Origin of the sequence: Paraburkholderia sp. BR10923, assembly GCF_040948765.1 — a bacterium.
In the GTDB taxonomy this organism is placed as follows: domain Bacteria; phylum Pseudomonadota; class Gammaproteobacteria; order Burkholderiales; family Burkholderiaceae; genus Paraburkholderia; species Paraburkholderia youngii.
On the sequence record NZ_JBFPKO010000071.1, the window covers coordinates 1 to 8,930 of the forward strand.

At 58.5% G+C, this 8,930-nt stretch carries 6 protein-coding genes and 2 pseudogenes; 2 read left to right on the forward strand and 6 right to left on the reverse strand.

Annotation, left to right across the window (positions count from 1 at the left end; genetic code table 11):
- Positions 1-386: 386 nt before the first annotated feature.
- Positions 387-602 (reverse strand): annotated as a pseudogene (locus AB3X94_RS40630) (GMC oxidoreductase); the annotation flags it as partial.
- 644 nt (positions 603-1,246) lie between these two features.
- Between AB3X94_RS40630 and AB3X94_RS40635 the strand changes: the two are divergent.
- Positions 1,247-2,434 carry a porin gene (locus tag AB3X94_RS40635; RefSeq protein ID WP_368614402.1) on the forward strand — a complete coding sequence of 396 codons (1,188 nt, stop codon included), beginning with the start codon at positions 1,247-1,249 and terminating at the stop codon, positions 2,432-2,434.
- A gap of 441 nt (positions 2,435-2,875) precedes the next feature.
- On the opposite strand, the gene AB3X94_RS40640 is transcribed toward AB3X94_RS40635, so the two are convergent.
- From AB3X94_RS40640 to AB3X94_RS40660, 5 genes and pseudogenes are all read right to left on the reverse strand, one after another.
- Positions 2,876-4,072 (reverse strand): MFS transporter, encoded by a 1,197-nt coding sequence (locus tag AB3X94_RS40640; RefSeq protein WP_368614403.1) that lies wholly within the window; start codon positions 4,070-4,072, stop codon positions 2,876-2,878.
- A 10-nt stretch (positions 4,073-4,082) separates the two neighbouring features.
- Complete coding sequence (locus tag AB3X94_RS40645; RefSeq protein WP_368614404.1) at positions 4,083-4,310, reverse strand: tautomerase family protein; 228 nt, start codon at positions 4,308-4,310, stop codon at positions 4,083-4,085.
- A 66-nt stretch (positions 4,311-4,376) separates the two neighbouring features.
- Positions 4,377-5,114, reverse strand: a complete 738-nt coding sequence (locus tag AB3X94_RS40650) for an SDR family oxidoreductase (RefSeq protein WP_368614405.1) — start codon at positions 5,112-5,114, stop codon at positions 4,377-4,379.
- 123 nt (positions 5,115-5,237) lie between these two features.
- Positions 5,238-6,017 (reverse strand): annotated as a pseudogene (locus AB3X94_RS40655) (carboxymuconolactone decarboxylase family protein).
- Between the two features lie 462 nt (positions 6,018-6,479).
- Positions 6,480-6,890: a cupin domain-containing protein gene (locus AB3X94_RS40660; protein ID WP_184225666.1), complete on the reverse strand. Its 411-nt coding sequence runs from the start codon at positions 6,888-6,890 to the stop codon at positions 6,480-6,482.
- Between the two features lie 119 nt (positions 6,891-7,009).
- Between AB3X94_RS40660 and AB3X94_RS40665 the strand changes: the two genes are divergently transcribed.
- The gene (locus AB3X94_RS40665) at positions 7,010-7,912 is read left to right on the forward strand and encodes a LysR family transcriptional regulator (RefSeq protein WP_184225665.1); all 903 of its coding nucleotides are present in this window, start codon (positions 7,010-7,012) and stop codon (positions 7,910-7,912) included.
- Positions 7,913-8,930 lie beyond the last annotated feature (1,018 nt).

Below are 8,930 nucleotides of genomic sequence, written 5' to 3' on the forward strand. Positions count from 1 at the left end.
AAGCAAAGATTCGTGACCTCATTCCTAACCTGCAGCGGACGACGGCCATACCCCGTTCTCGCGAAGGATTTGCGTCGCCGTAAACCGCAGATTTGATGCGGACGCTCAGCGTTGTGATGGGCAATCGACCCGGTTGGCAGGAACTCCTGGAACGCTGAACGACCGCAGGGAATGCTCGAGAGCATCAAGTGGAAAGCAGCGGAAAATCCACCTGATACACAACTCACTCAACGGCTACGCGCCTGTGCGAGCCGACGTCATTCAATGCCCCTCGAAAGCTTCAGCGTCGCTGGCCTCCAGTGTGGCGCGCCTCTCTACCACGCGCCACGAGTTGTCAACGACGGCTGCTCCTAAAGACGCGGATGCATGCCGAAGCAAATTTATACCTAACTGACGCGCCTGGACACCGCATCTACGATGATTATCGCTGCGCCCTTCGCACCGATCATCAGAGACCGTGCGTTCGTGTTGCCAGAGGTGACGTGCGGCATGATCGACGCATCCACTACCCTCAATCCATCCGCCCTCACGCGAAGCCTTCCATCGACGACTGACATTGCATCATTGCCCATCCTGCACGTGCTCGTCTGGTGCGACGCAGTGGCATAGATGGTTTGCCTAGAGCAGCCTGCCTTTGCGCCGTAAGCAATGGTCCTTACCAAAGGGCGAGCTAGTGCGTAGTCTGACGCGTCTTTAGAATGGGATCGTCGCTTCCCACGCATCTTCTGCCTTTGAATGTGTGTAATTCGCAGACAAGAGGGGGACGTCTACCCTCTGCTGCTCAGATCGTCATTGTCGCTACCATGCACTTCGTAGTGCTACACATTATGGGAATGTTTATCAGCTGGTGATAAGAGGACAAGGCGGCACTTTACGTTGTGGAAAGCGCACCAAGTACTGGGCACGTTCCTCTCGGCCGGCGGTGCCGCGGTACTAACGCTCGCTGCGGCAACATTTCATTTTCATACAACGGAATGACGATGACGGGCCACCGCCGGTTGGAATTGATCTTTACCTCCGCCGTGGAGGTTTGAACGGCTTAAATGTTCTCACTATAAATTTGTAGTGTGAATTACCTTCCCAAAGGAAATTTGTTCGCCTCGGTTTATACGTTTAACTGCGGAAATTTTCGTTGGTTAATGGTGACCAGCGTGAAGTTTATAAAAACGAGGAAGAGGCGTTGAAGATCGATAAATATAACGGCAAGAAATAAATTTCGTTTTTATAAATCAATGGAGATTGAGTCATGAGAAAGCTGTTTTGTGTAGGGGTCGGGTTGGTCTTCGGCATAACAAGCGGAATTGCGCTCGCTCAAAGCAGTGTTACCCTTTACGGTATCGTCGATGAAGGTCTCAATATCAATACCAACTCAGATGGTCACCGGCAATACTACTTGTATAGTGGTGTGATCCAAGGCAGTCGATTTGGTCTGAAAGGGACCGAAGATCTGGGCGGAGGACTTTCTGCAATATTCACCATCGAAAATGGCTTCGACGTCAATACCGGGAAGCTTGGGCAAGGCGGCCTAATGTTCGGTCGGCAAGCTTATCTTGGGCTGTCGAGTCCATACGGCACCTTGACGCTGGGTCGCCAGTACGATTCGGTCGTCGACTATGTAGGCCCTCTTGGGGCGGGCGAACAATGGGGAGGCACATATGTCGCGCATCCAAGCGATACCGACAACTTGAACAATACTGCGCGGACGAACAACGCTATCAAATATACCAGCGCCAATTATGGCGGGCTGCGCTTTGGCGGGGTGTACGCTTTGGGTGGCGTTGCTGGAAATGTCACCCGCAATCAGATCTGGTCGCTGGGCGCTGGCTACTCGAACGGTCCGCTGACGTTAGGCATTGGATATCTGAACGTACGCAACCCGAATACTTCTTTTTATGGTGCTGGCGGTACTGTCGCGCCTACGGTAAACGGCGTTCCAGGATCGAATTTCGGCGCGTCGCCCACGATCTCAGGATACGCGTCAGCCCATACACAGCAGGTCTTCGCGGCAGGTGCGGCATACGGCATCGGGGCAGCAACGGTTGGGGTGGTCTATTCAAACGTCAAATTTATGTCGTTAGGTGACAGAACGTCAGGTCCAGTTCCGGCGGGCGGCATTAGCGGAACTGCGACGTTCAACAACGCGGAGCTGAACTTTAAATATCAGATTACCCCGGCACTGCTGGCTGGTGCTTCGTATGTCTACACAAGGAATAGTGGCGCAAATGGCGTGGAAGGCGCGACGTATAACCAGGGTTCGCTTGGCGTCGACTACTTCCTGTCGAAGCGAACAGATGTGTACGCAATCGGAGTGTATCAAAAGGCAAGCGGCACCTCCTCGACTGGCAATGCCGCCGTCGCGTCAATTAATGGAATCACGCCTTCGAGCAACGATCGACAGGCCGTATTCCGGGTGGCAATACGTCACAAGTTCTAGACAAACTTCCCGGTGCGTCCTTCGATTTCTGGACATTGTTCGAGGAGCCGGGAAGATTGAGCGATCCGATCTCCTCCGGGCGGACGTAGTCCTCTTCCATTCGATCTTGTCTCGCGAGACTGTTTAAGAAGCGACGTACAATGTAAAGATGTCATGCGTCGAAATGCGAACTTGATTTAAGAGGGAAAGCCCGTTCTGGTGATCGTGCGTGCGGTGACGGCGGTCCTTTGCCTCTGTCGATGCCGAGGACACGCTGTCTGAGGCAAATACACTGTTCCGTTTGCCATAAGACGATTTGCACTTGCCACTTACGGAAGAGCAGGCAGATTCGCTACGAGGGCAGTTCAAGGTTGCACACGCACCTCACAGCGGAGAACGCTCCAGAGCAGTTCGGTAAGGAGCCGCTTGCATGGAAGCGCTGATGAGCGCTCCCATGCAGACTCATCGGGCTACGCGGTGCTGACGAAGCAGCTTGACAGCGACGCCAGCGGTGCAAACGACGGTCATCGCGCTAACCAGAAAAACTGCACGCACGCCCGCGTGTCCACCCACCCATCCGAGCGCCGGACTGCCCGCAGCCATCGCCAGATCGAGGAAGGCTGTATAGAGGCCCATCACCATCCCGCGATTTCTGGCCGAGGCAGCTCTCACTGCCTCAACGCCGAGTCCTGGATAGACGAGTGAATAGCCGAGGCCGGCAATCGCGGCTCCTGCTGACGCGAGGAGAGCCGTCCCGGCAAGTCCCATCAGCAGCAGACCGGTCGCTTGGACAATCACGAATATTAAGGCGACTCTCGCACCGCCGAACCGGTCAGGAAGATGACCCGCAATCGCGCGCGCAGCGATAAGTGCGACACCAAAGGCAGTGAAAGCCATCCAAACCGGCTGCCACTGCCTCTCCGTATAGAGGAGCGAACTGAACGCGAGGATCGCGCAGTAGCCGATACTGGCCAGCGCCGCGCCCAGCCCCGGCAGCCAGACGGCTCCGACGATCGTGCCGAAGGAGGCGTGCTCCGCGTGGGGGCGTGGCGCCACTGCCGGCATCCGGACCAAGAGAGCGAGTACGATCAGGGGCAGCAGCACCGTGATCAACGCTATCGCGACAAATCCGAATGATGTGTACAGGGTAGCTCCGATCGGGCCGCCCAGCGCCAATGCCGCGAACATCGCTGTCCCCACCCAGGCGATCACTTTCCCGGCGTGTTGCCTGTCGACGAGGCCGAGACCCCACGCGACGGCACCGGTGATGATGAAGCTTTCAGCCCCGCCGAGCACCGCGCGCCCGATCAGCAGGATCGCGACGGATAGCGCCGGGACCGTAACGCAGGTGAGCGACAACAAATAGAGCAGCCCTGCCGCTGACGCTGCAATCAGACCAGCGAGCACGCCGCGCTTCGCGCCGCGTTTATCGGAATAGGACCCAGCCCAGACACGCGAGACGAGTGAAGCGGCGAACTGCGCGCCTGCCACCAGGCCGACTACGAAGGTCCCGAAGCCAAGACCGCGGCTGACATGTAAAGGAAGAACTGGAAGCGCTATGCCAATGATCGCAAAGCCGACGAGCACGGCGGTCATGACAGGCATCAGCGTAGCGACAACAGAATCTTCGGCCGTGCTCGCCAGAGGTGAATCGGACATAGAGGTGCCTTTACATTTTGTATCCGGGTTTCTTGTAAAGCGTGTCTGAACGTGCCTCGATATCGGGACGATAGACCTCCTCCTTCCATCTGTTCGGTGTGACTTCCTCAAAAGCAACCGAGACGGACTCAGGCCCGTATCCCAGGACATCCATCACATCACGAGTGATTGCCTCGGTGAGGCGTCGCTTTTGTTCTTCGGTCTTCCCGGGCCACGCTTTGACGATGACATGCGGCATGAGGTTGATCCTCCAGTGATTGAGTACGACAAACGCGCGGACCTATCCGCGCCGAAAGTGTGGGCATCAGTACGCCTGGCTCGTGGGACGGAAGAGGACTTCGTTGATGTCCACGTCGTCCGGCTGGCTCATGGCGAAGGCGACAACCCGGGCAAAGGAGCTTGCCGGAATCGCTTTCTCGTACGTCTTTGCCATGCCTGTGGCGACGTCCTGATCGGTAATCGTCCGGATCAGTTCGGTGGCGACCGCGCCGGGCGAGACGATGGTGGTGCGGATGTTCCAGGGCTTGACTTCCTGACGCAGCCCTTCAGAGATCGCCCGGACCGCCCACTTGGTCCCGGCGTAGACCGCGCCGCCGGGACCGACCTTGTGACCCGCGACCGACGACACGTTGATGATCTGCCCGGATTTCTGCGCCTGCATGTACGGCAGTGCAGCCGCGATGCCATACAGCACGCCCTTGATGTTGACGTCGATCATTCGATCCCACTCGTCGACCTTGAGCTTGTCGAGCATCGAGCTAGGCATCAGGCCGGCATTGTTGAGAATGACGTCGATCCGGCCATGCAGTTCGACGCCTCGATCGACCAGCGCCTTGACCTGATTGCGGTCGGTCACATCGGTCTGCAAAATCGCCTTCGCGTCGAGTCCGAGCTCGCTTGCAAGGGCCTGCAGCCGATCAAGGCGGCGTGCGCCCAACACAAGTTTCGCTCCTAGCGTCGACAGATGGCGCGCGGTTTCTGCACCGAGACCGCTACTGGCGCCAGTGATGACGACGACCTTGCCGTTGATATTTTCAGTCATGAAGCTCTCCTTCCTTTTCGAAGCTTTGCGGAATTGCGTCCAGCGGAGAAGCCGCGCAGGCGCAGTTTCATTAATGCGTGGTGATCGACTGTTCCGCTCAATCGCCTCCCACCGAAGCTTCGGTCATGACGTGGCTCGCTTCGAAATCACGTCCTTGAACACTGGCAACGCCGAAAAGACGTTTGGCCAACCCCGCATAGAAAGCGAGTTGGGTCAGCATCTCGGACGCCTCGTCCCTCGTGAGGCCGTTGTCCATAGCGCGGTTCAGGTGATACGGGATTTGTGCGACCTGACCATTCGCAACGAGCGCGCTCACCGTGACCAGACTTCGGTCGCGTGGCGCGAGTCCCGGGCGCAACCATAGGTCGCGGAAGAGGACGTCGGTCGTGTATTGAACGACGCCCGGCGCCACTGCGCCGAAATTCTCCTCCACCGTCTGCGCGCGCTGCTTTTCCGCAACTTCGTTTAGCGGCAGCAATGCCACGTCGGCGCGAGGGAGCTGGTCTATGCCGATCCCACGCTCGTCGAATATAGGTTTGACGATGGCCGAAGCCGCTGTTGCGTTGGCCCATCCCGAGTAAAAGGCCAGATGGGTGATGATTTCGGATATCTCCGCGGGCTTCACGCCGTTATCGAGCGCCAGCCGAGAATAGAACGGCATTTCCACGGTCTGGTTGCGAGCAATGAGCACCGAAAGGGTCACGATGCTGCGGTCACGTGGCGACAATTGCGGCCGCTTCCACAGGCCGTTGAGGACAGTGTCGGTCGTATAGTGTTCCAAGGCCGGAGAAACCGACTTCAGGTCGGTGAGCGACGACGGTTCTTGCATCATTTCACTCCTTTGCATGTGCGCAGGCGGGGGATCAGGATTGTCACGGCTCCCGCCGCGGCCAGCGACGGCATCCGCTTGAGCCATCGCCCACGGGCAACGGTATCGTTCGTCCGTGACCTGTTCGAGCCAGGTGACGTTCTTGCCATCAAGCGCCTCCTGCTGCGCGAGATCTGTCATTACGAGGGTGGAAGTGACTCCGTGCCTGCGCTTAACACGAGGCGGGATAGACACGACGCCGCAAGAGGCGATTTCCTGCTTTTCCGCTAGAGCGAACGTGATAATCGGCGCCAGGTCATGCGGATGACTGTGGCTTGCGGTCCACTGGTCCGCTCGTACGAAATCGCGCCCCTACAGCCGCGTTGACTTGAAAGAGCCGGCGGATTCACGGTTGGCCGCTGACGCGCCGCGTTGCTCCGCCGAAGGGCTGCGAACCGTCACGCACGATCTTGATACCCGCAGACACGAACCTGGCGGCGAATGCAATCAGGGAATCTGAACCACTGCCGCGATGATCACGGCTGTGCCGAGTCTGATCAGTTTTGCTCGCCACTGCCAAGATATTGCTCATCGGGCACCTTCTCCAGCCATTCGACGTTCTTGCCGTCGAGCGCTTCCTGAATGGCGATATGCGTCATTGCCGTGGTTGCAGTGGCGCCATGCCAGTGCTTATGACCGGGCGGGCACCAAACGACGTCGCCTGCGCGAATTTCGACGCGCGGCTCGCCCTCACACTGAGTCCAGCCACATCCGGCCGTCACGATCAGCGTCTGGCCGAGCGGATGGGTGTGCCAGGCAGTACGCGCGCCCGGCTCAAATGTGACGCTTGCGCACGAGACGCGCGCCGGCGGTGGCGGAGCGTTGAGTGGATCGAGCCGTACCGTGCCGGTGAACCACTCTTCCGGGCCTTTTTTCGAGGGCTGTGAGCCCGCGCGTTTCAGTTCCATGACTGATCCTCTCAATGTGCTGTAAAGGCATAAAAGCCGATGTCGCTAATCTATCGACTATCCATTCATGCGACTAGATGGCAATATCGGCATGCCCTTATGCTGTGGAGCATTAATCGATGGAAGACTTCAACGATCTGGTCGGTTTCATGACGGTCGGGCGGGAGCGCAGCTTTACGCGAGCTGCCGCGCAACTGGGCGTGTCGCAATCCGCGTTGAGCCGGACGGTGCGCGGCCTTGAGGAGCGAATGGGCTTGCAACTGCTGACGCGCACGACGCGCAGCGTATCGCTGACCGAAGCGGGTGAACGGTTGCTCGCGTCGATCGGGCCACGATTCGAAGAAATCGAGGCGGAGCTCGAGTCGCTTCGCGCGATGACTGATAGGCCGGCCGGAACGGTGCGGATCACGACGACGGACTATGCGGCAAATACTTACGTCTGGCCGCGACTGCAGACCATCCTGCGCCAGTATCCCGAGCTGAAGGTCGAACTGGTGAACGACTACGGCCTCGCGGATATCGTCGCGGATCGCTACGATATCGGCGTGCGGCTTGGGGACCAGGTGGCCAAAGACATGATCGCCGTACGCATTGCGCCGGACATGACGATGGCAATCGTGGGCTCGCCCGACTACTTGCAGTCAAGACCCCTTGCGAAGACGCCGCACGACCTGACCCTGCACAACTGCATCAACCTGCGACTGCCAACGAGGGATTCGCTGCTTCCCTGGGAACTCTGTAAAGGACGGCGTGAATTGCAGGTCCGGGTCGAGGGCCAGCTCACGTTCAACAACGTGTATCAGATGATCGATGCCGCGCTAGGCGGCTTCGGGCTTGCATATGTACCGAAGGATCTCGCGGACGCTCATGTGAAGGCTGGCCGGCTCAGTTGGGTTCTCGCAGACTGGTTCCCAACCTTTGTCGGGCACCACGTCTACTATACGAGTCGGCGCAAATCGTCCCGGGCGGTGCAACTCGTCGTGGATGCGCTTAAGGCAGGATACAGGCGTCGGGGGCCGTAACTTTTCACTGGCCGGCTTCGGCCACGGGGTGCCTCCACGGACCTTGCAGCTGATCACGTTGCGCAACGCGCCGAAGCCGCCGGTGCTCCAAGAAGCCCGGCTAAACTCGATCACTTCAAGGGCGCTGCATCAATGCATCGATAACCGCGATGGAAGCCGGCGATGCCGGCCAACGACTTTGATAGTAGGCGTGATATCCAGGGAAGAACGCCACATCATCGCGACATTACGATGAGTTTTCTTATACTTTTGGCCGTGGTCCTCGCTGCGCCCCGGCGTGGTCGAAGCGGGCTGGCAGAGGAAGATACGCGGCCCTCGCCCAACGATAATTCCGCTAAGATGCCGCCACCCTACCCGATCCACCGGCATCTGCGCAATCGGCGCGCACCTGGACGGGGGTGGCGATGTCTTCCTGGCGCCCGGACCTGGCTCACTTCTGGACGCCGGCGGAAGCTTCCGGGTTCGGCGCCCCGAGCTCGATCGCCGCTGCGGCGCCAGGATCGATCTGCCCGTCAATGCCGATCCAGGGAACTGGCTGAGCGCGTAAATCACCGAGTCCCGCTCTCTTCGCCCGTACCCACGCTGGATGACCGTCGCGCCCACCACAACGCTGAAAATCGATGAAGTAAAAAATTAGCGAACATGGTGTCCGGAAATGAAGGCCCGGATAGCTCCACCTATCCGCCCTTCATTTCTTTGGCTCCATCTATACAGCAGACTGGGGCCAACGTGGCGCGGTCCTACCCCGCGCTCAGGAGAAGCTGTTGCCTTTCGCCACAGCACTTGCTGGCACGTCCGAGTCCAGCCGACGCACATCGCCGTTCCCCCTGACCAACAATCGCGGTTTATCGTTGCGATCTTTCAATGACCGTCTATGTTCAAGGAAGCGCTACTGTCCCTCGATTCGAGGTTTAATCAAAAGCCTAGATGTGGGCGGGCTGTGCCAGGCCAGGCATATCCATTTGCGTGCTCCGTCGGAGAAAACGAGTGTGCAACTCCGGTTTAACGCCGGTCGGGC